Source organism: uncultured Gulosibacter sp., assembly GCF_963509965.1.
Taxonomy (GTDB): Bacteria; Actinomycetota; Actinomycetes; order Actinomycetales; family Microbacteriaceae; genus Gulosibacter.
On sequence record NZ_CAUPDE010000017.1, the window covers coordinates 1 to 19,873 of the forward strand.

The following is a 19,873-nucleotide window of genomic DNA, read 5'->3' on the forward strand; positions in this document are numbered from 1 at the left end:
GCACGCTGTTGAGTTCTCAAGGACCAAACACACCCCAACACCACCAACACAACAAACCATGTCAGCTACACCGGGAGTGGTAGTTCTGTATGCGATACCCTTCCGAGCCGAGGCTCGGTCGCGCATCTTATAGGTCAGAGCGACTGCCGAAGCAGAACGCGCTCTGATCTCGATATCGCCGCTCCGCTGATTCGCGGTGATGACCGCTGTTCCAGCGCTCCGTGCGGCGACAGGATGTAACTTTACGCAGCGTTCACCGGTACTGCAAGTCGTTGCTGAATCCCGGGCGTGTCGCGACCGCAGTTTCAGGCAACAATGGCGCCAACGAGCGTCTTCTTACCGCGACGCAGCACCACAGTGCTGCCAGGCAGCAGATCGTCGGCTTCGAGCACACGCTGCTCAGAATCGATCTTCTCGTTATTAAGCGAAACACCGCCCTGCTTGATCGCGCGACGCGCCTCGCTCAGCGAATCCACTGCCCCAGCGGCAACCAGCAGCTGGACAATATCGTCGCCGAGTTTGGCCTCGGTGTGCGGCAGCTCGGTAACCGCTGCCCGCAACGTGTCTGCATCGAGTGTGCGCAACTCACCGCGACCAAAGAGCGCCTGCGATGCAGCTTCCGCCGCGGTTGCCGCGGCTTCACCGTGCACGATGGTGCACACCGCATGTGCCAGCGCCCGCTGCGCCTCCCGTTTGAAGGGCTCGTTCGCAACCTTCTCGCCAAATTCCTCAATCTCGGCGCGGGTGAAGAAAGTGAAAATCTTGAGTCGGTCGATCACATCCCGGTCATCGGTGTTGAGCCAGAACTGGTAGAAGGTGTAGGGCGAGGTGAGCGCACCATCAATCCAGATGGCGTTCCCCTCCGACTTACCAAACTTGGTTCCGTCCGAGTTGGTGATCAGCGGTGAACCCAGCGCGTGCACCGCATCCCCGGTTACGCGACGGATGAGATCAACGCCACCAACAAGGTTGCCCCACTGATCGCTGCCACCGGTCTGCAGTTCGAGTCCATAGCGCTCGTGCAGCTGCAAGAAGTCGTAGGCCTGCAGAATCTGGTAGCTGAACTCGGCATACGAGATACCCGCCTCCGAGTTCAAGCGCGCCGAAACCGCATCCTTTTTCAGCATGGCTCCCACGCGGAAGTGTTTACCGAGGTCACGCAAGAAATCAATGGCGGTAAGTTCTGCGGTCCAGTCGAGATTGTTGACCATCCGTGCGGCATGCTCGCCCTCGAAGTCGAGGTATCCCTCGATCTGACCGCGCAATTTCTCGACCCATCCGGCCACAGTTTCGCGCGATTGCAACGTGCGTTCAGCGGTGGGGCGCGGGTCACCAATCAGACCGGTCGAGCCGCCAACGAGGCCGAGCGGGTTATTGCCAGCAAGCTGCAGCCGGCGCAGCAGCAGCAACTGCACCAGGTGCCCCAGATGCAGGGATGCGGCGGTGGGGTCAAAGCCGCAATAGTACGTGATCGGGCCCTCATCGAGACGCTGACGCAGTGCATCCAGGTCGGTAGAAACGTGAATATATCCGCGCCACTGCAGTTCATCGAGAATGTGGTCGAACGAGCTGTCGTTCGCCTGCCAAGAAAGATCACGTACTGTCACGCTGTCAACCGTATCAACAGATGGCCCGCTCCCCCGCATCGAGCAGCCGCGCCGCGACCAACCGGCAAGTGACGTCTAACCTTCGACGGTTAGACACAAAAGCGTGAAGCCGCACCCCAGCGGTCGAGGCGCGGCTTCACGCAATAAGAGCTACAAGTTCAGCACGAACAGCAGCGACAACGAATTAGTTGAGCGACTCGGCAGCGAGGGTGTCAAGCCGGGCACGAAGCTCGTCGAGCTGTTCGCGAACCCGCACCGGTGCAGTGCCGCCGCGACCGTCGCGGGTGGCTACCGAGCCATCGACCGTGAGCACCTCACGCACCTCGGGGGTCAGCAGTGGTGAAACGCTCACAAAATCGTCGTCACTCAGCCCGTCAAGATCAACGCCCTTCGATTCGGCAAGTTTCACGCAACCACCGGCGATCTCGTGTGCATCCCGGAACGGCACGTGACGCTTCACCAGCCACTCGGCAACATCGGTAGCCAGCGAAAAACCCTGCGGTGCCAGTTCGCGCATCCGGTCACCGTGGAAGGTAGCCGTGCGAATCATGCCGATAAAAGCCGGCAGCAGCACCTCTAGCTGCTCAACTGAATCGAAAAGCGGCTCTTTGTCTTCCTGCAGATCACGGTTGTATGCCAGTGGCAGCGCCTTGAACGTTGCCAACAGCCCCGTGAGGTTGCCAAGCAGGCGCCCGGCTTTACCGCGGGCGAGCTCGGCGATATCCGGGTTCTTTTTTTGCGGCATGATGCTCGAACCGGTGGAATATGAGTCGTCGAGCGTGAGGAACCCGAACTCTTTCGTGTTCCACAGGATGATCTCTTCACTCAACCGCGACACATCCACCGCGATCTGCGCCAGCACATAGGCGAACTCGGCAACGAGATCACGCGAGGCAGTGCCGTCGATCGAGTTCGGCGACGATTGGCTGAACCCCAGTTCGTGCGCCACCAGTTGCGCGTCAAGCCCGAGGGTCGACCCGGCCAGCGCACCACCCCCGTAGGGCGACTCGTCAACTCGGCCACGCAGATCGCGGATGCGTTCAAGGTCGCGAATCAGCGGCCAAGCGTGGGCCAGCAACTGGTGACCGAGCACCACCGGCTGCGCGTGCTGCAGATGCGTGCGCCCCGGCATGATGACGTCAAGATTCGCTTCGGCCTGCTGGCCGAGCGCATCGATCAGCTGACCGATAAGCTCGGCGAGCCCCGCCGACTTATCGCGAATGTACATGCGGATGAACGTGGCGATCTGGTCGTTGCGGCTGCGACCGGCGCGCAGCTTGCCGCCAAGTTCGTGTCCGGCGATTTCCATCAGCCCTCGCTCAAGCGCCGAGTGCACGTCTTCATCGGCCTCGGCAGCCATAAACGTGCCGTCGGCAACGCGACGTTCCAGCTCGTCGAGCGCCGCGAGCATCCCGTCGAGCTCGGTGTCGCTGAGGTAACCCGCTGCGGCAAGCGCCTTCGCGTGCGCGCGCGAACCTGCCAGATCGTAGTGCGCAAACTTCCAGTCGTAGTGAGTCGACTTCGACAGCAGCGCGAGCTCCGGTGACGGGCCGCCGGCGAAGCGGCCACCCCACAGGGCGCCGTCTTCGCCGGCACGGTTTTTCGATTGACCCGTCATCTGCTTAGAGCTCCGGCTTGTCGCGACGAGCAGCGATGCGCGATGGCAGGCTCCAAATGTCGATGAAGCCGCGGGCCGAGTCTTGGTTGAAGGTGTTGCCGGTGTCGTAGGTCGCCAGCGAGTAGTCGTAGAGCGACTCGTCTGAGCGGCGGCCGGTGACAACGGCGCGGCCCTGGTGCAGTTTCAGGCGCACATCGCCCGAAACCTTCTGCTGGGTGTAGTCGATGAACGCATCCAGCGAACGCTTGAGGCCGCCGTACCACAGGCCGTCGTACACGAGGTTCGACCATTCCACCTCAACCTGCCGCTTGTAGCGGGCCACGTCACGCTCAAGCGTGAGGTCTTCAAGGTGGGTGTGTGCCTCGATCAGGGCGATGGCGGCCGGTGCCTCGTAGATTTCACGCGACTTGATGCCAACCAGGCGGTCTTCCACCATATCCAGACGGCCAACACCCTGGTCGCCAGCGAGCTTGTTCAGTTTTTCAACCATCTGGCGCATGGCGAGACGCTCACCATCAAGTGCAACCGGCACACCGGTCTCGAAGGTGATGAGCACCTCGGTGGGTTCGCGGTCGACAGTCGGGTCTTGGGTGTACTCGTACAAATCCTCAACCGGCGCGTTCCACGGGTCTTCAAGGAAGCCCGTCTCGACTGCGCGGCCCCACATGTTCTGGTCGATCGAGTAGGGCGAGCTCTTCGACTGGCGAATCGGCAGCTTGTGCTGCTCAGCATATTCGATGGCCACATCGCGAGTGAGCGAGAGGTCACGGATGGGAGCAACCGAGTTCAGTTCGGGAGCAAGCGCATACACGGCCGCCTCGAAACGCACCTGGTCATTGCCCATACCGGTGCAGCCGTGCGCGATCGAGTTGGCACCGAGTTCGCGGGCGGTGCGCGCCAGCAGCTTCGAGATGAGCGGCCGCGACAGGGCCGACACCAACGGATAGCGGCGCTGATACAGCGCATTAGCCTTGAGCGCGGGCACCAGGTAGTCGTCAGCGAACTCATCGCGAGCATCAATCACAACCGATTCGACAGCACCCGAGCCGAGTGCGCGCTCACGCACCTGCTCGAGGTCTTCACCGGCCTGGCCCACGTCAATCGCCAGCGCGATCACGTCTTTGCCGGTGCGTTCTTTGATCCACGGGATGGCGACAGTCGTGTCGAGTCCACCCGAGTACGCCAACACAATGCGATCGGTCATTGCTGCTCCTGTTCGTTATCGTCCGGTTTCGTTTCACAAACCGTTTCCAGCAGATGCGCCGGTTTTCAGCAGAAGCGCTGAGTGCGGCGTCAAAATGTTCGGTGATACTGGCCGCGGCCTGCCAATAGTTCCAGTCTAGTTACAGCTGAGTGCAGACCGCGTGCACCTGCGCCTAGTCGCGCAGCACCACCGCTTCGTCGTTAGCCTTTGCCAGCAGCCATGCCAGCAGGGCCTTTTGGGCGTGCAGGCGGTTCTCGGCCTCGTCGAAAATTACCGACTGCGGGCCGTCAATCACCTCGGCATCCACCTCGAATCCGCGATCAGCAGGCAGGCAGTGCATGAATATCGCGTCATCGGCCGCGTGTGCCATCACCTCGCTTGTGACGCGGTAACCCGCAAACGCTTCGAGTCGGCGCTGCTTTTCAGCCTCAAACCCCATCGACACCCAGGTGTCGGTAACGACAATATCTGCACCGGTGGTGAGCTCTACCAGATCCGAACCCACCAGCACCGAGCCACCGGTGTCGGCGGCAATGCGGCGTGCATCCTCGACAACGTCTTCGCGCGGCAGGTAACCATCGGGCGAGACCACTCGCACGTGCATCCCGGCAGTGGCACCGCCAAGCAAATACGAGTGACCCATATTGCTGCGACCGTCGCCAATGAAGGTCATGATGCGCCCAGCGGTGCCGCCCTTGTGTTCACGAATGGTGAGTAGATCGGCCAGCAGCTGGCAGGGGTGGAAGTCGTCACTGAGCCCGTTAATGATCGGGATGCGGGTGCCCGCTGCCATCTGCTCAAGCCCCTCCTGAGCGTAGGTGCGCCACACCACCGCCTCTACCATGCGTTCGAGCACGCGGGCAGTGTCGGCGGGAGTCTCTTTGCCACCGAGCTGGCTGGTGGCCGTGGTGAAGATCAGCGGGCTACCGCCAAGCTCTGAGATACCGACATGAAACGACACCCTGGTGCGCGTCGACGATTTGTCGAAGATCACCGCGACCGATTTCGGCCCCTCGAGCGAACGAGCAGCAAACCGGTTGCGTTTGAGGCGTTCTGCCAGATCAAGAATCTCGGCCTGCTCGGCGGGCGTGACATCGTCATCACGAAGGAAGTGGCGAATCATTTGGAACCTATTTTCTGGTCGGTGTTGAGGTCTGTTCGGTTGCTTCGGGGTGCCCTAGTCGGCCTTCACTTCGGTGCCGAAGCCATCATGGGTGAAGATTTCCATGAGCGTCGAGTGCGCCACTCGCCCATCGATGATGGTGGCCTGTTTTACGCCACCGTCGATTGCTTCCAGGCAGGCCTGTGCCTTGGGGATCATTCCCGAAGCAAGGCTTGGCAGCATCTCTCGCAGTTCTTCAGGCGTGAGTGAGGATGCGAGCGAAGAGCGGTCGGGCCAGTTGCGATAGATACCTTCCACATCGGTGAGCATGACGAGCTTTTTCGCGCCGATCGCCACCGCGAGCGCCGCTGCGGCCCGGTCGGCGTTAATGTTGAGCGCCTTGCGTGGATGATCGATATCAGATGCGATGGTCGATACAACAGGGATGCGTCCGGCAGCGATATCAGCGAGCACCACCTGCGGGTTCACGCGCTCAATCTCTCCCACCAGGCCGAGGTCGATAGGGTTGCCCATCGCGTCGGTGGTTTTGCGACGCGCTTGAAAAAGGCTCGCATCCTCACCCGATACGCCGGTGGCAACCGGGGCGACCTCGTTGATGGCAGCAACAAGCTCGCGTGCCACCTGGCCGCCGAGCACCATCCGTACGATCTCCATGGCTTCGGGTGAGGTGTAGCGGTAGCCGGCGCGGAACTCCGACTCGATACCTACACGTTCAAGCATCCGGCTGATGTGCGGGCCGCCGCCGTGCACCACAACCGGCCTCACCCCCGCATAGCGCAAGAACGCGATGTCGGCAGCGAACGCATCAAGCAGTGACGGGTCGATCATGGCGTTGCCGCCAAATTTCACCACCACAATCTGCTGGTGGTAGCGCTGCATCCAGGGCAGCGCCTCGATGAGGGTTTCGACTTTCGCGACTGCGGGTCGGTAGCGCGGATCAAAATCGGGGTACTGTGTATCGCTTAGCCGACGCTCGGTGAGTGCCGGGATTGCTCCGGTGGTTGCCGGGATCTCGCTATCGGTGGGCTTGGAAAATTCGGTCACAGTTCTTACCGTTGCGGCGCCTACGAAGAGTACGCGCTGTTTTCGTGGACGTAGTCGTGGGTCAGGTCGTTGGTGAGGATCGTGCCCTCATATTCGCCCGCGTGCAGGTCGATGAGCACGCTGGTTTCGCGGGGCGTGAGATCGACGCGATCAACGGGTTCGTACGGTGTACCGGCTTTGCAAACCATTACACCGTTGATGGTGACGTCAAGCTCTTGCGGCTCAAATACTGCGTCGGTGGTGCCGGCAGCGGCAAGCACGCGCCCCCAGTTGGGGTCGTTGCCGAAAATCGCTGCCTTGAACAAGTTCGAGCGGCTGACGGCACGCGAAACTGCCACCGCATCCTCAGCACTGGCTGCGCCCACGGTGGTGATGGTGATGTCGTGGCTGGCGCCCTCGGCATCCTGCTGCAGCATTTTCGCGAGCTCGGCGCACACCTCGGTGAGTTGGCTGGTGAACTCGGCCTCGTCGGGTGTGATGCCGGATGCTCCCGATGCCATGAGCGCCACGGTGTCGTTAGTTGACATGCAGCCGTCGGAATCGACGCGATCGAATGTGACGGCGGTGGCGGCTCGCAGCGCGCGGTCGAGCGCTGCCGATTCAAGATCGGCATCGGTGGTGATCACCACGAGCATGGTGGCAAGACCTGGTGCCAGCATCCCGGCTCCCTTGGCCATGCCGCCAATGACGTACCCGCCTGTGCCCTGGCGCTGCGAGAGCTTTTCGTGACTGTCGGTGGTGAGGATGCCTTCGGCAGCGTTGTGTGCCGAAGTTTCGTCGCTACCGAGCTCGTTCACGGCGGCTTCAACGCCGGCGAGCACTTTGGCACGGAAAATTTCGTCACCGGCGCCGATGAGCCCGGTGGAGCACACGAGCACATCGCTCGGTTGTAGGTCGAGCAGTTCGGCGGTGCGTTTGGCGGTGAGCTCGGTGGTTTCATAGCCGAACTGGCCGGTGTAGCAATTGGCGCCGCCCGAGTTGAGAGTGATGGCGGATGCGGTACCGTCGGCGATCGCTTCGATCGACCAGATCACGGGGTTGGCCTGGCAGCGATTGCTGGTGAACACGGCTGCTGCCGCCGCCGAGGGGCCGTCGTTCACGACTACTGTGACGTCTCGCTTGCCCGTCGATTTAATGCCGGCGACAACGCCGGCCGCGCGAAATCCTTTGGCTGCGAGAACACTCACGGTGCAACTCCGTTCACTGGGAGGGCCAGCTGTTCGGGCAGGCCCAGGGCAATATTGGTCGATTGGATGGCGGCACCGGCGGTGCCCTTAACGAGGTTGTCAATTGCCGAAATGACGATGAGCCGCCCCGCACGCTCGTCGATGCCGAAGCCGATGGCCACCCGGTTTGAGCCGACAACGTCGCTGGTGCGCGGATAAGCGCCCTCGTCGAGCAGTTCGATGAAGGCTTCGTCGGCATAGGCAGCTTCGTAGGCCGCGCGGATCCGGTCGAGGTCGACCCCTGGTGCGAGTCGAGCACTGCAGGTGGCCAGAATACCGCGCGCCATCGGCACGAGCACCGGCGTGAACGCGAGGGTGCTGTCGAGATCCGAAGCCCGGCGCAGGTTTTGTTTGATTTCGGGAATGTGTCGGTGGCTGCCGTAGCCGTTATAGGGCACGGCGTTGCCGAGCAGTTCGCTGCCGAGCATTGCCACCGAGGCTTTTTTCCCGGCGCCCGAGGGGCCCACGGCAAGCACCGCGGTGAGGTCTTCGGGGTCTACGAGCCGCTCGGCAATTACCGGGGCGAGCGCCAGCGATACCGCGGTGGCATTGCATCCGGGCACGGCGATGCGTCGCGTGTCGCGCAGCTGGCGACGCTGTTTACCGCCGGATGCAAGCGGCAGTTCGGGCATCCCATAGGTGAACGTTCCAGCCCAGGGGCCGGGATAGTAGTCGCGCCAGTCTTGTTCGCGTTCGAGCCGAAAATCGGCGCCGGCATCAACAATCAGTGCCGAATCATCGAGCTGCTTGATGATTTCGGCCGAAGCGCCGTGTGGTAGCGCCAGGAACACGATGTCGTGCCTGGCGAGGGTTTCGGCGCTGGTGGGTGCGAGCTGCATATCGCCGTAGCTCGCCAGATGCGAATGCACTTCTCGCAGCCGCTGCCCCGCCTGCGAGTGGGCGGTTACGGTGCGCACCTCAATTTCGGGATGGGCAGCGAGCAGACGGAGCAGTTCGCCGCCGCCGTATCCGGATGCGCCGGCTACTGCTGCGGTAAATGTCATGCACCTATCCTAGTGCGGCCAGCACCGGCCCCAATTTCGTGTTTCGGGCGCGTAGCACTTCGCAATGCGGCGCGTGTTTTCGGGCGGCTCACGTACGCTCGAAATATGAGCACCGTGACTGATTCTCACAACCCCGAGGCCGCCCTCAGCGATGAGCAGGCGCGCCAGCTGCGTCGCGACTTCCCGATTCTCGCGAGCACAGTGCACGATAAACCGCTCACTTACCTCGATTTTGGGGCCACCGCGCAGCGCCCGCAAGCGGTGCTCGATGCCGAACGTGAGTTTTTGACCGAACACAATGCTGCGGTGCACCGTGGCGCACACGAGCTGGCGGCGCTGGCCACCGATGGGTTTGAAACGGCGCGCGAGACGGTGGCGGCGTTTATCGGCGCCGATGCCGACGAAATTGCCTGGCAGCAGAACGCAACCGATGCGCTCAACACGGTGACGCTCGCGCTATTGCGTGCGTCGCTGACGGGCACCGGCCGGTTTGCTTTGCAGCCCGGCGACGAGATCCTCATCACCGAGGCCGAGCATCACGCGAATCTCGTGCCCTGGCAGCAGCTTGCCGAGGCTACCGGCGCGAAGCTGCGCTGGGTGCCGGTGAATGAGCGTGGCACCTGGTCGGTTGCGGATGCGCGGGCTCAGTTTTCGGCTCGCACGCGCGTGTTTGCGTTCGCGCAGGTGTCGAATGTCACCGGACATATTGCACCGGTTGCTGAGCTGGTTGAGCTCGCGCACGCCAAGGGAGCGATCGTGGTGCTCGATGCCTGCCAGTCGGTGCCGCACCGCCCGGTGGATGTGCACGTACTCGGTGTTGATTTTGCGGCGTTTTCGGGCCACAAAATGTGCGGCCCGACGGGTATCGGCGTGCTGTATGGCCGCCGGGATGCGTTTGCCGAGCTTCCGCCGGCACGAACCGGTGGTTCGATGATTGAGGTTGTCGAGATGGAGCGGTCGACTTTCTTACCTGCCCCCACCCGTTTTGAGGCCGGCACGCAGCCGGTTTCGCAGGCCGTGGCGTTGGCGGCGTCCTGTCGCTATCTAGATGCGGTTGGTATGTCGGCGATTGCGGCGCATGAAGAAGCGCTCGGTGCGCGGCTGGTGTCCGAGCTTTCGGCCCTGCCGGGTGTGCGGGTGCTCGGCGATGATGCGTCGGTGCCGCGCTCGGGGCTGGCTGCGTTCGCGGTGGCGGGGCTGCATCCGCATGACCTGTCGCAGTTTTTGGATGCGGAGGGTATTGCGGTGCGTGGCGGGCATCACTGTGCCCAGCCGCTGCATCGCCGACTGGGGCTCACCGCTTCGACTCGCGCGTCGACCTATCTGACCACCTCGGGTGATGAGGTCGACCTGCTGGTTGACGCGGTGGGCCGCGCAATTGACTGGTTCGGGGCGCGCTGATGAGCGAGCTTGCAGAGCTGTACCAGCAGGTGATTTTGGATGCGTCGCGTCGACGCCACGGTGAGGGCGAACTCGACCCGTTCGACTGCGAGCATTTCGAGAAGAACCCCTCGTGTGGGGATGAGCTGCGGGTGCGGCTGCGTTTGTCGGGAACTGGCGAGGATGCGGTAATTGACGAGATCGGTTGGGTGGGCGATGGCTGTTCGATTTCGATGGCGTCGACGTCAATTGCAGTTGACCAGTTGCGTGGCCGCAGCGTAGCGGAAGCTCGCGAGGCGATTGCGGCGATGCGCGACATGATGCGTTCGCGCGGCAAGCTCAGCTATGACGAGGATTCCCGTGAGGCTGAGCTGCTGGGTGATGCGGTCGCGTTTGAGGGCACCGCGAAATATGTGATGCGTGTGAAGTGCGCCATGTTGGCGTGGGTGGCGGTGGAGGCCGCACTACAGGATCATCTGTCTCAATAGTGCGGACTAATTACGCCTCGGTGTGGGCAGCTCGGGGGCGCGCTACAGTGGTGAGTGCCAGACAGATAAGGCCGCTCAGCAACAGCCCTGGAATCGGATTTTCGACGACCTGAAACATAAATCCGAGCCAGACGCCGATGGATGATCCGAGTGCCGAGAGCGTGAAAACCCAACCGATGACGCGCCGAAATTGCGCAGTTCTTAAGATGGCCTGCCGAGCAGTCGATGATATAAACGAGAACGCCATCAGACCGCCTGTAATTACCAAGAATCCTGGCACCACGAGCATCCGGTCCCAGCCCCAATGCTGACTGCAAAGCGCACCGATAAACGCCAGGATGAATCCCGCGGTCGCGACAACGAGCACCCAATAGGCGAGACTGTGTTTTACATCGCTCCACCGCTTCATAAACCAGCCGCTGACCAGTGGCACCGCCACGGCGGTGATACCCAGAAGCAGCATGACCACACTCATCCGTATCGTAATTTCTGTTTGTTGAGCACCGCGCGCAATCCAAATACCGAGATAGCTGCCAGTTACCGCCAACGTGAGTGTGCAAAAGCCTGCCGCAGTGGCAGATAGATATCCCCCGCTGAGGAGCTCTGCGCGCCAAACGCGTGCCCGCTGCCAAAACGACAACTGTTTTCGTGCGCGCTTGGCTGAGCTGAGTTCTTCGGCACTATCGGATTCCTGATCAGTTGATTTCTTAGCGGTGCTGGATGGGTCGAATTGGCGCACTGAAAAGTGACGCAGCAACAGTGCAGTAACCGACATGAGCGCGCTCAAGGCCAGCAACACCATCACGCTGAGCGCGCCGAGTACCACGCCCAGTGGCCGCCCCATAATGCTGCCGGCAATTGCGGTTGCTGTTGAGATCAGCACATTCCCACGCAACACAACGCTTTCATCAAATTGCCCTAGGTCGTTGAGGTAGAGTTCCTCGGCAATATCCACAAAAAGCGGCAGCGGCGAAACGACAACCAGATATCCGATGAGCACCCACAGTGCCGTTTCGGGAAAGATCATCACGATGACAAGTGCTGCAACGGTGACGAGCAGGTCGATCGCTTCGATGCCGAACAGTACACGGGTCGGTGAAAAACGTTCCAACCACCGCGTCACCACGACCGCAAGCATGTCTTCGGCCTGAGTCAGTGTTTGGTAGAACGGCACCCAAATCACCGCGAGCGCGCCCAGGGCCACCGACCCCGACACGGCACCGTCAATAAGCTCGGAACCGATATACGAGGCAATGAATCCGAGCACCATGAATGTTTGTGCCCGGCGCAGCAGGCGTAATTGACTATGCCCCACGACAGAACTCCCCTCAGGCCCATCACTTAGTTCACTAGCAAGGACCCGCTTGCCACGCCGGATTATCCACTTTGATCTATCCGGTGGTATCGGCCACTTTACCCCGTCCCTGACTCGATAGAAGGAACCATGATTCCCATGTTGCTCACAGCAATCACTGCGCAGCAACAAGCAGCATTCCAAGTCGAGATACGGCAACAAAACGCGGTGTGCTTCTCGACTCGAAGAAGCACACCGCGCTACGGATCATTTAGCGCGACCTAAGCTCTAGGTGTTCAGGCACTCAGCGCCGCCTTGGCCGCGTCGTAGTCGGGCTCCTGACCGATTTCGGGCACGAGCTCAACGTGACGCACGGTGCCGTCGGTGTCGATCACCACGACGGCTCGGGCCAGCAGCGCTTCGAGCGGGCCGTCGACCATGAGCACGCCGTAGTCGTTACCGAAGCTCGAGCGGAATGTCGAGGCGCTGACCACGTTCTCGATGCCCTCGGCACCGCAGAAGCGTTCTTGTGCGAAGGGCAGGTCGGCTGAAACACAAACCACGACAGTGTTGTCGAAGCCTGCTGCCAGCTCGTTGAAGCGGCGCACCGATGCGGCGCACACGCCGGTGTCGATCGACGGGAAGATGTTGAGCACAACGCGCTTACCGGCGAAGTCGCTCAGCTTAACCGGTTCGAGGTCGGTGCCAACGAGAGTGAAATCGGGCGCCTTGCTGCCGACTGCGGGCAGGTCGTGGGCGAGGTTGATGGTGGTGGAGCCTTCAAGAGTCACATTTGCCATGTGATTCATGGTCACAGGTGAACTTGAGTGTTCGCCCGAAGTCGCTGCGGCTCGATGCTGATCTGCGGCCCGCTGTTGAATGATTGGGATCGCCTCGGTGGTCATCCCCGGTTCAAGGAACACCGCCCGCGAGGCACGCGCACGGGCCCCGGCAATACCGCCCACGCGCCGTTTATAGGCGGCGCGCTGCTTCACCAGGCGATGCGTTTCGCGAGCGTTTGCCTGCAGCCGGCTCGGCAGAATCGGCAGCGTGATCGGTGCGGTCTCGGTTCCGGGGCCGGGATCAAGATCAACCTCCACCACTTTGCGAGCGCCGAGGGTAATTCCGACACTCGCCACGATCACCAGCAGCATCGACAGCAAGCGCAGCGGCCCGGCAACTTGGTGCAGGATGAGCCACCCGAATGCCGTCGCCACAGCCGGTTCGAGGCTAGTGAGCACGCCGTAGACGGGCTTCGGAACGCGTCGCATCGCATAATACTCAAGGGTGAAGGGAATCACCGAGGCCAGCATCGCAATGGCCACCATGATGGCCACCAGCTCACCGCTACCGAATGCCGTGAGCGCCGCCAGTGCGCCAAACGGAACCGATGCCACTGCCGACACCGCGAAAGCCACTGCGAGCCCGCCAGTGCCCTCAATCTTCGCGCCAGCATTGGTGCCGGCAAGAATGTATAGTGCCCAGCAGGTGCCAGCTGCCAGCGCAAACACAATGCCCCAGGGGTCGAGTGAACTCGCCCCCACGAACGATTCCACCGCCAGCAGCACCATTGCCACAAACGCGAGCCCAATCCACACGAAGTCACGGGCACGTTTCGAAAGCACGGCCGAGAGTGTCAACGGCCCGAGAAACTCGATTGACACCGCGATACCGATCGGCAGCCGCTCAATGGCCTGGTAGAAGGTGATGTTCATGGCGCCGAGGCTCAAACCGAGCCACACTGAGGCCAGCCATTGATCACGACTCCACTGGTGAACCCTGGGCCTGGTGAGCAGCACCAGCACGATCGCGGCAATCCACAATCGCCAGACGCTGATGCCCATCGGGTCGACGCGGTCGAAGTTCATCGCCGCAAGCGCCGACCCGAACTGCAGGGTCGACGCGGCGAGTAGGAGCGCGACGATCGCCAGCAAGATATTGCGCGAGGGTGCGCTCGATGGGTTCATAGCAAGCTATCGTGCCCGCTGAACCTCACCGTCGGCAAGTTCATGACCTGACGTGTCGGCAATATTTGGAGCGCACTGCCTACCGCTGAAACCCCGGTGGAACGTACAACTCCTCATAGGGGATTTCTCGCCCGGTAGGAGTGTCTACCACGCGGATACCAAGTTCGTCTCGAACCAGCTGCAGGTCGGAACCCACGGGCAGGTTCCAAATTCCGATGACCGCCGGCTCGATGGCACAAACTGTGTTGAAATCAGCAATCTGCCAGTTGTCGACGTCGTTAAGGTAGTCCTCTGTGTCGATGTGGCTCATGATTACCCAGCCATTGTCGGCGGGATGTTTCGATTCTTCTCGCACCATCCAACGAACTTTGCCGGCCTCCGACAGCACATTCTTGGTGACGGTACAGGCACCGGCGTTCGGGATGAATTCAATGTACTTATTCACTCAAGCTCCAAGTCATGCGTGAAGTGTCGTGGGTGGGTTTTCGAGATAGTGGGCCATACGGCGGGCCATTGCTGGGCGAATCGCAGCATCGCTCTCCACGCGATCCCGTAGTGTCTGTTTCTCGTCAGCACCCTTCAGCGACACCGGAACATTCCAGTCGATGCCTGGATGGGCGAAGATAACTTCATACAGCGGCTCAAGATCAGCGTCAGCCAGCCCTGTGTTGTCGCGCAGCACCTGAAGTGGTCTTCCCCACCTCGACGAGTAGGCATTAATGTCTATGCCTGCGTCCAGCATTCGCTGCACCAATGGTGCCTCGCGATGCGCGTCAAGATTTCGCTGGCTAAACAGAACGTGTAGGGCGTTTGTCCCGTCTCGCCCAACGGTCTGGTTTACGTCTACACCTCGGTCGAGCATCCAGTTCGCGATTTCAACCCGTGCTGCAGGGTCAGGGTTAGTGAATGCATCGACGAAGTACTTGCACGGATCCAGGTCAGGACGTTCCCGACATGCTTCCAACAGTGTGGCCAGATCGTGCTTCTTGACTGCCATCAACGGGCTCACCATTGCGACCGCTCCTTCCGAAGACTCACTCCGCCTAGCCTATCGCGGCTTTTGCTCGTCTATGTGTGACATGTTTCGTATGGGGTCAGAAGGGTGGTAATTGGACGACTCTTGGAACCACTCGAGGAATTCCTCAGGTGTCATTTCATGGTTGAGATAGCGATCATGCATGGGTGCGTATTCTTCGCCGGTGTTATGCGCCATATGCCAGTCGCGCGGAGCTTTTGGATCGTCCTTGTTCCAGTGGACCTGATACCACTCACGTCGATCAGCAGTCCGGACTATCTCGAGGCCTTCACGATTCTTGGTGGGGTGTGGCTCAATCCACAGGCCGTCTTCTGCAGGTTCTTCGAGATCAATCCGTCCATTTCGAATATCGTCAAGCTGCTTTTCTCGCGCAGTTTCCCAGACCAACCTAGTTTGACCGTCAGCGTATCCTGGCCGGTGGTTCGCATACGGCAATCGGTTGCCATCAGCATCATAGCCGTACGAGTTCGGTTCTCCCGTCTCGGGAAGTGCGCTCGGTTGTGCGTTACCAGGGTTCTCAGCAACGAAGCGACCCGACTCTGGGTCATATTTCATATGCCAACCACGGTTTCCGGCAGCATTTGTCTCTTGAAGTGGCCTGCCATTGCGATGGTCGACAGGCTGACCTTGCGCATTTCGTGGCGCTTCATCGAGTGTTCGCTGCACGTCTTCCGCGGTGTACCGACGTGGGGCGTTCCGGGCTGATTCGGTCTTACGAACGGGGGCGTCCGGATCGTAGCGAGGCGCTTCGGGCGCGTTCTTTGAAACTGAAGTGCCGTCCGGGATTCGGGGCGCATCTGCATCCGAGCTACGGGGTTTGCCACTGGCAGGCACTCGAGTTGGAGTGTTCCGCAGCGCGCGCGAGAACACCTGATTGACTCGCTCGATGAGCTCCCGCAGCGCACGCAGGTGCCGAGAAAGGTTAGTAATTGACGTAATCAGGTCGTCAATTGAGCGGCTAATTCGCGTAGCGAGCGCGGACGCCTTCGATGCGACCTGGGAGACAGCCAGCGGAACCCCTGCTCCCAGCGTGCATACGCTCAAAATCGTCGCTGAAGAAAGCGAACCGATAATCGTCGAAATGGCGTCGCGCACCAGGCCATGCACAAACTGCACGATCCCAGACGCAATTTGCAGCCCAACACTCATGGCGTTCGCCCAGTCCGCAGTGAGCTCTACATGCTTTGCCGTATCGAGATGGAAGTTGCGGAACGCCCGCATCGTTTCACCCGACAGGTCAGAAACTTGCTCAAGCTGTTCACGCAAACCGTCAGCCACAGATTTCAAGTACTGAGACACGTTTGACCAGGTTTGCGCGAAGCCCGCTACCTCACCCGCATCGCCGGTAAGGTCGTTGAACCACGACTTCAACGGCTCGATATGGTCGAGCACCCAGCCGACGCCCATGGCAATCGCTGTGCCAAGCGGATCAATAACTGTCGAAAGAGTGTCGAAAGCTAGCGATACACCCGCGAGTGTGCCTGCTACCCAGTCGCCACTTTCAATCGCTTCTTTGAGGTCGGCACCCGACTCGATCACAAGAAGCCCGGCGTACGGCGACGTTACGTCAACCGGTGCTGCAACCAGTGCTGAGGTCATCGCCAATACTCCGCTTCACTCACGTCATCAATCTCAACCGCACCGAACTTCGACTCAAACTCTTCATCGCAGCTCACCAGATCATCAGCAAAATCACGCAGTGCCTGCGCTTCGCGTTCGAGCATGCCGTGAGCGTTTCCAAGTAGGAACGAGGTGGCACTCGTCACAACCTGCGCCGGCGGGATAAGAAAGCTGCACATAATGCCAAACGCACCTCCCGAGAGGTTGATCGAGCTCACCGCTGACTGTGCCTCATCTAGTGCCGACAGCGCATGCTCGGTAGCTGCGGCTTGCTGACGAATTCGATCTGGGTTGATGTTAAGCGGTTCCATCAGTACCTCGTCAGCCCCGGGATGCCATGACCTCGGTCATCACGATCATCGTCATCGTCGCCACTGAGCGGACCAATACGCGATTCGAACTCTTGACGCACCTGCGAGGCGAGGTCGTCTCCAGCTTGTGCTTGCGTGGCTTCGACGATCTTCAAGCCAAGCTCTCGCTGAGCTGACTCATAGGTTTGAAGAATCATTCGTGCCAGTTCAGCGGGTGAATGCTCCAAAGCCGCGTCGTCAAGCTCGAGGTCGCGAAGTGAGCTGGTCGAGTCGATACGAAGCTTGACCTCACCATTGTTAGACTCTGCCCGAACCTCGAGTGCCTGGAGTGTCTCGGTGAGTTCGCTCATCTTCCGAGCATGCTCCTCGGCATCAGCGACCTGCTGTGCTACTTGAGCACGAAGCTGCTCGGGGTCTGGAAACAGTGAATCATTCTGATTTGTCACGTTCGCAGCGTAACCGTGTCTGCGTAATTGTCAATGAACGTACATCCACCGATCTACTTCGCCGACCACACTTTGCGTGTACGCAGATAGGTGCACACGAAATGGACTCTCCTGGTTTGACGCGATGCTGTGGTAAGCCGCGCCAACCAGGAAGGTCATCCCCGAGCTATTGCCTCGTGTCGCACTTGGGTGAGCGGGCCGCTCAGCCGGTGCCGCTAGTCGCGATCGGCTGTGTGCTTTGCGCGCGAGACAATCAGCGGATCGGGTGCGCCCACAACCGACTCGTCTTTACCCTCGTAGTCGAACTGGTTGAGATAGGCACGCATGGCGTTGATACGGGCACGTTTCTTGTCGTTTGATTTGACGATTGTCCACGGGGCGTAGCGCTTGTCGGTGTGCTCGAACTGCGCTTCTTTTGCTTCGGTGTAGTCGTCCCAGCGGTCGATGCTCTCAAGATCCATCGGCGAGAGTTTCCACTGGCGCACCGGGTCGATCTGCCGCAGCGCGAACCGGGTGCGCTGCTCTTGCTGAGTGACCGAGAACCAAAACTTAGTTAGCGTAATCCCCGACTCGACGAGCATCTGCTCAAAACGTGGCGCCTGGCGAATGAACTGACGGTACTCGTCTTCGCTACAGAACCCCATCACGCGCTCCACACCCGAGCGGTTGTACCAGCTGCGGTCGAACATCACAATCTCACCGGCGGTGGGCAGATGCTCGACATAGCGCTGGAAGTACCACTGCCCCCGCTCAACATCGGAAGGTTTGTTGAGGGCCACCACCCGTGCCGCACGCGGGTTGAGGTGCTCGGTGAAGCGCTTGATCGTGCCTCCCTTACCGGCAGCGTCACGACCCTCGAAGATGATGATGTGCTTGGCACCCACATCCTGGCTCCAATACTGGAACTTCAGCAGCTCCACCTGCAGCTGGTATTTTTCACGCTCGTAGGTTTCGCGGTCGAGCAGCTCGTCGTAGGGATAGTTTTCACGCCAGGTTTCGACGGCGCTGCCATCGGGTGCGATCAGCACCGGGTCTTCTTCTTCGGCACCGGAGACGCTGTATCCCTCGGTACGCAGCTTGTCGATATAGTCGCGGAGTTTCATTTTTTGAACCATGGCATCTCCTTTTTCAAACGGTGATCGGCTGTCTACCAGCCGGTAACGGTGAGGAAGTGTCGTAGAACCGCGAGGAAGCGCTCGGGCTGTTCGGCGTGCACCCAGTGCCCGGCATCGTTAATCGTCATGCGGCGCACCGCCGGGAACAGTTCGCGCATCCGGGGAAGATCTTCACGGCGCACATAGTGTGAATTGCCACCAGCGACCCACAGTGTGGGGTTTGGGAAGGGTGGTTCGCTCAGCATCGGAAATCCAACCACCGCACTGAGATCGCGCAGCAGCACGTGCACATTTGCCTGCCAGTAGTAGCCGCCACCGCGGCGTGGGCGCAGGTTCTGCATCAAGAATCCGCGCAGCTGCGGGTCGGGTACCGATTTCGCGAGCTCGGCATCCACTTCGGCGCGGCCGCTCGCAGTCGTCGGGTCGATTGCGGCCACGCTACCGATCAGGTGATTGAACTGGCTGCCGGTGGTTGCCGAGTTGACCGGGGCGATATCTTCAACAACCAGTCGCTGCACGAGTTGCGGGTGCCGCAGCGCGAGCACCATCGCGATTTTGCCGCCCATCGAGTGCCCCACAAGGTGCACCGGCTGCCCGTAGGCAAACCCGTGCGCGAGAAAGTCGGCGATCGCATCGGCAAGTTCGATATAGCTGAAGTGGTCGGTCCAGCCCGACTCACCGTGGTTGGGCACGTCGATCAGCAAGCTCGAATAGTCGTCACCGAGCCGGCTGGCGATGGTATAAAAGTTTCGCCCGCGCCCCATCAGGCCGTGCAAAAACACGACCCGTTGCGGGCCGTCACCAACCTGTTGGGATGCAATAGCGACCATACTTCGAGGTTACGCGTTCGAGGTGACAGATCAGCTGCGTGCGGGTGACATTGGTGTGACCATGCCGCCAGCAAGAACCAAGTGCGAACTATCTCTTCCGCCTGTTCCGAGCGAGAATAGAGGTATCCCTATCATGGACAGTCTTCGAAGGAGGGCCCTATGACCAACACCGAAAAGTCAATCTTCAAGAGCAAAAACGAGATCAGCCGCGATGAGTTGGCCGACCTTTTCCAATCGCTAGCCGATCGAGCCAGCGAGGGCACGCTCACCCTCACCGCTGCAGGCGCCCCGGTCACGTTCGATTTTCCCGACGGTTGCCTGGTTGAGATTGAAGTCAACGACAAGCCCATTGCCGACGGCGGATTTGAGCGCGAATTCGAGCTCGAGATCTCGTGGCGGGTTGATGAAACCGGTGCACCCGTTGCGGGTCAAACCCCGAAACGTGGTTTCACGGTTTCCTAGCCGGTGTTCGTGCTGACACCGGTTTGAACAGCGAAGCGGCGTGCCTTCATCTGGGCACGCCGCTTCTTAACTCTGACCCACACCGGGTTCAGTAAAGG

The 19,873-nt window shown here is 60.5% G+C and carries 19 protein-coding genes and 1 pseudogene; 3 read left to right on the forward strand and 17 right to left on the reverse strand.

What is annotated here, in order from left to right; genetic code table 11:
- Nucleotides 1-305: 305 nt before the first annotated feature.
- The 7 genes from tyrS to argC all read right to left on the reverse strand — a co-directional run bounded on the left by tyrS (nt 306) and on the right by argC (nt 8,826).
- Nucleotides 306-1,646 (reverse strand): tyrosine--tRNA ligase, encoded by a 1,341-nt coding sequence (gene tyrS / locus RQ865_RS09280; RefSeq protein WP_311479051.1) that lies wholly within the window; start codon nt 1,644-1,646, stop codon nt 306-308.
- A gap of 145 nt (nt 1,647-1,791) precedes the next feature.
- Entirely contained in the window at nt 1,792-3,225 is a 1,434-nt protein-coding gene (gene argH / locus RQ865_RS09285; RefSeq protein WP_311479053.1) for an argininosuccinate lyase, read from the reverse strand.
- Nucleotides 3,226-3,229: 4 nt separating this feature from the next.
- The gene (locus RQ865_RS09290) at nt 3,230-4,429 is read right to left on the reverse strand and encodes an argininosuccinate synthase (protein ID WP_311479055.1); all 1,200 of its coding nucleotides are present in this window, start codon (nt 4,427-4,429) and stop codon (nt 3,230-3,232) included.
- Nucleotides 4,430-4,601: 172 nt separating this feature from the next.
- Entirely contained in the window at nt 4,602-5,552 is a 951-nt protein-coding gene (gene argF, locus RQ865_RS09295; RefSeq protein WP_311479057.1) for an ornithine carbamoyltransferase, read from the reverse strand.
- Between the two features lie 54 nt (nt 5,553-5,606).
- Complete coding sequence (gene argB / locus RQ865_RS09300; protein WP_311479104.1) at nt 5,607-6,449, reverse strand: acetylglutamate kinase; 843 nt, start codon at nt 6,447-6,449, stop codon at nt 5,607-5,609.
- Nucleotides 6,450-6,616: 167 nt separating this feature from the next.
- Nucleotides 6,617-7,783, reverse strand: a complete 1,167-nt coding sequence (gene argJ / locus RQ865_RS09305) for a bifunctional glutamate N-acetyltransferase/amino-acid acetyltransferase ArgJ (RefSeq protein WP_311479059.1) — start codon at nt 7,781-7,783, stop codon at nt 6,617-6,619.
- Nucleotides 7,780-8,826, reverse strand: a complete 1,047-nt coding sequence (gene argC, locus RQ865_RS09310) for an N-acetyl-gamma-glutamyl-phosphate reductase (protein ID WP_311479061.1) — start codon at nt 8,824-8,826, stop codon at nt 7,780-7,782. Before argC ends, argJ begins: the two co-directional genes overlap by 4 nt.
- A gap of 105 nt (nt 8,827-8,931) precedes the next feature.
- On the opposite strand from argC, the gene RQ865_RS09315 reads away from it, so the two are divergent.
- On the forward strand, nt 8,932-10,227 hold the full coding sequence (locus RQ865_RS09315; RefSeq protein ID WP_311479063.1) for a SufS family cysteine desulfurase: 1,296 nt from the start codon (nt 8,932-8,934) through the stop codon (nt 10,225-10,227).
- Entirely contained in the window at nt 10,227-10,694 is a 468-nt protein-coding gene (gene sufU / locus RQ865_RS09320) for a Fe-S cluster assembly sulfur transfer protein SufU (protein WP_311479065.1), read from the forward strand. The genes RQ865_RS09315 and sufU overlap by 1 nt, the downstream gene beginning before the upstream one ends.
- A gap of 10 nt (nt 10,695-10,704) precedes the next feature.
- Here the strand turns inward: sufU and RQ865_RS09325 are convergent, their stop codons facing one another.
- From RQ865_RS09325 to RQ865_RS09370, 10 genes and pseudogenes are all read right to left on the reverse strand, one after another.
- Entirely contained in the window at nt 10,705-12,009 is a 1,305-nt protein-coding gene (locus tag RQ865_RS09325; protein WP_311479067.1) for an MFS transporter, read from the reverse strand.
- A 275-nt stretch (nt 12,010-12,284) separates the two neighbouring features.
- Nucleotides 12,285-12,788, reverse strand: coding sequence for a thiol peroxidase (gene tpx, locus RQ865_RS09330; RefSeq protein WP_230972629.1), 504 nt, complete (start codon nt 12,786-12,788; stop codon nt 12,285-12,287).
- A 330-nt stretch (nt 12,789-13,118) separates the two neighbouring features.
- Nucleotides 13,119-13,955: pseudogene (locus RQ865_RS09335) on the reverse strand (EamA family transporter); the annotation flags it as partial.
- A 79-nt stretch (nt 13,956-14,034) separates the two neighbouring features.
- Nucleotides 14,035-14,400, reverse strand: a complete 366-nt coding sequence (locus RQ865_RS09340; protein WP_311479069.1) for a DUF2185 domain-containing protein — start codon at nt 14,398-14,400, stop codon at nt 14,035-14,037.
- Between the two features lie 12 nt (nt 14,401-14,412).
- On the reverse strand, nt 14,413-14,967 hold the full coding sequence (locus RQ865_RS09345; protein WP_311479070.1) for a hypothetical protein: 555 nt from the start codon (nt 14,965-14,967) through the stop codon (nt 14,413-14,415).
- A 36-nt stretch (nt 14,968-15,003) separates the two neighbouring features.
- Nucleotides 15,004-16,398 carry a GH-E family nuclease gene (locus RQ865_RS09350; protein WP_311479072.1) on the reverse strand — a complete coding sequence of 465 codons (1,395 nt, stop codon included), beginning with the start codon at nt 16,396-16,398 and terminating at the stop codon, nt 15,004-15,006.
- Between the two features lie 188 nt (nt 16,399-16,586).
- Entirely contained in the window at nt 16,587-16,922 is a 336-nt protein-coding gene (locus tag RQ865_RS09355) for a hypothetical protein (protein ID WP_311479073.1), read from the reverse strand.
- Nucleotides 16,922-17,368: a YbaB/EbfC family nucleoid-associated protein gene (locus RQ865_RS09360; RefSeq protein ID WP_311479074.1), complete on the reverse strand. Its 447-nt coding sequence runs from the start codon at nt 17,366-17,368 to the stop codon at nt 16,922-16,924. Before RQ865_RS09360 ends, RQ865_RS09355 begins: the two co-directional genes overlap by 1 nt.
- A gap of 215 nt (nt 17,369-17,583) precedes the next feature.
- Entirely contained in the window at nt 17,584-18,483 is a 900-nt protein-coding gene (gene ppk2 / locus RQ865_RS09365) for a polyphosphate kinase 2 (protein WP_311479076.1), read from the reverse strand.
- Between the two features lie 32 nt (nt 18,484-18,515).
- Nucleotides 18,516-19,313, reverse strand: a complete 798-nt coding sequence (locus RQ865_RS09370) for an alpha/beta fold hydrolase (protein WP_311479080.1) — start codon at nt 19,311-19,313, stop codon at nt 18,516-18,518.
- A 159-nt stretch (nt 19,314-19,472) separates the two neighbouring features.
- Here RQ865_RS09370 and RQ865_RS09375 point away from each other — a divergent pair, with 159 nt between their 5' ends.
- Nucleotides 19,473-19,775, forward strand: a complete 303-nt coding sequence (locus tag RQ865_RS09375) for an amphi-Trp domain-containing protein (RefSeq protein WP_311479082.1) — start codon at nt 19,473-19,475, stop codon at nt 19,773-19,775.
- Nucleotides 19,776-19,873 lie beyond the last annotated feature (98 nt).

Excerpts from the sequence above, each read along its gene's own strand:
- tyrS (WP_311479051.1), bottom strand. The coding sequence starts at position 1,646 with ATGCGGGGGAGCGGGCCATCTGTTGATACGGTTGACAGCGTGACAGTA.
- argH (WP_311479053.1), bottom strand. The coding sequence starts at position 3,225 with ATGACGGGTCAATCGAAAAACCGTGCCGGCGAAGACGGCGCCCTGTGG.
- RQ865_RS09290 (WP_311479055.1), bottom strand. The coding sequence starts at position 4,429 with ATGACCGATCGCATTGTGTTGGCGTACTCGGGTGGACTCGACACGACT.
- argF (WP_311479057.1), bottom strand. The coding sequence starts at position 5,552 with ATGATTCGCCACTTCCTTCGTGATGACGATGTCACGCCCGCCGAGCAG.
- argC (WP_311479061.1), bottom strand. The coding sequence starts at position 8,826 with ATGACATTTACCGCAGCAGTAGCCGGCGCATCCGGATACGGCGGCGGC.
- RQ865_RS09315 (WP_311479063.1), top strand. The coding sequence starts at position 8,932 with ATGAGCACCGTGACTGATTCTCACAACCCCGAGGCCGCCCTCAGCGAT.
- sufU (WP_311479065.1), top strand. The coding sequence starts at position 10,227 with ATGAGCGAGCTTGCAGAGCTGTACCAGCAGGTGATTTTGGATGCGTCG.
- tpx (WP_230972629.1), bottom strand. The coding sequence starts at position 12,788 with ATGGCAAATGTGACTCTTGAAGGCTCCACCACCATCAACCTCGCCCAC.
- RQ865_RS09345 (WP_311479070.1), bottom strand. The coding sequence starts at position 14,967 with ATGGTGAGCCCGTTGATGGCAGTCAAGAAGCACGATCTGGCCACACTG.
- RQ865_RS09350 (WP_311479072.1), bottom strand. The coding sequence starts at position 16,398 with ATGGGCGTCGGCTGGGTGCTCGACCATATCGAGCCGTTGAAGTCGTGG.
- RQ865_RS09355 (WP_311479073.1), bottom strand. The coding sequence starts at position 16,922 with ATGGAACCGCTTAACATCAACCCAGATCGAATTCGTCAGCAAGCCGCA.
- ppk2 (WP_311479076.1), bottom strand. The coding sequence starts at position 18,483 with ATGGTTCAAAAAATGAAACTCCGCGACTATATCGACAAGCTGCGTACC.
- RQ865_RS09370 (WP_311479080.1), bottom strand. The coding sequence starts at position 19,313 with ATGGTCGCTATTGCATCCCAACAGGTTGGTGACGGCCCGCAACGGGTC.
- RQ865_RS09375 (WP_311479082.1), top strand. The coding sequence starts at position 19,473 with ATGACCAACACCGAAAAGTCAATCTTCAAGAGCAAAAACGAGATCAGC.